We start from the raw sequence: 1,271 nt of genomic DNA, 5'->3' as shown, positions 1-1,271 counted from the left end.
TAAATAAATGAGACAGATAAAAGCACCTCTCACGTCGTATTCGTAGTAGGATCGATAGATGGAGGTGTTTTTCTTATGGGAGAAAGTAAACGACGGTATCCAGCAGAAGTGAAACGGGAAGTTCTACGGCTTAAATGGGAGGAAGGATGGAGCAACCGGTCACTCATGGATGCCTTCGGCATTAAGAATGTATCGCAAATCAAACAATGGGCCAGGTGGGTCCAGAACGGAGAAGAGCATCGTCTTCGCCAGCCGGTTGGCAAGCAGTACACGTATGGCAAAGGTCCGCAAGACAGCGAAATCGACCAGTTGCGGCAACAGGTGGAGTACTACGAAATGAAGGAGGCGTTGCGGGGAAAGTACCAGGAACTCGAAAGGAGGTGGACCCGGAAGTCTTCCTCGCCTTCGTCGGCCAGCACCGGCAAACGTATACGGTAACGTTCTTGTGTCACATGTTTGGGGTGCCCCGGGCCACCTATTACCGTTGGTGCCGGAAGTCGTGGGAGCCCTCCGGGCTCGACCAACAGATTATCGACCTCTGCCACTCCCTCCAGTTTCGGGTGGGGCACCGGACCATCCGGGGACTGTTGGGAAAAGATCATGGGATTCATGTCCATCGGTGCACCGTCCAGCGCATCATGCAGAAGTACGGCCTCCAGTGCCAAATCAAACCTAAACGGACCCGGAAACCCGCCGGCCTCTCCGATATGGTGGTACCGAATCGGCTGGATCAACAGTTTCAAGCCCGGCAGCCGAATGAAAAATGGGTTACGGATATCACGTACCTGCCGTACGGGCCAACCATGTGGTATTTATCCACCGTGATGGACCTGTACAACAATGAAGTGCTGGCGTATACGATCCGCGATCGGCAGGATACCGCCCTGGTGCTCGACACCCTGGAACGAGCCTGCGCCGGCCGGGAAACCAGCGGTACGATCCTCCACAGCGATCAGGGCTGCCAGTACACCTCTTATGCCTTTCAGGAGGCAGCTCACAAAAAAGGCATTATCACAAGCATGTCGCGCCGAGGCAACTGCTTTGATAATGCCGTCATTGAATCCTTCCATTCCTCGCTAAAGTCGGAAGGATTCCGCACCCCGCAAGGGGTGCCCCTAACGTCTACCATTATACTAGAAAACGTGCAGACGTACATGTATTATTACAATTATCAGCGACCTTTTACGAAATTAGCCTTCCACACGCCGGTGGAATACCGAACGGCAGAAGGCTAGGTGCTTTATCTTGTCTCATATTTCTAGGTCAGTGCA

At 53.2% G+C, this 1,271-nt stretch carries 1 protein-coding gene; it reads left to right on the top strand.

Going from position 1 to position 1,271, the window contains the following annotated elements; translation table 11 throughout:
- Positions 1-75: 75 nt before the first annotated feature.
- A protein-coding gene (locus ACTTK7_RS17220) for an IS3 family transposase (protein WP_462869329.1) occupies positions 76-1,235 on the top strand; the annotation gives its coding sequence in 2 pieces (ribosomal slippage) (positions 76-352 and positions 352-1,235; 1,161 coding nt in all).
- Positions 1,236-1,271: the final 36 nt, after the last annotated feature.

Source organism: Marinococcus tarijensis (genome assembly GCF_054971385.1).
Note: the sequence above shows the minus strand (reverse complement) of the source record. Positions and strands in the feature narration are given on the sequence as shown.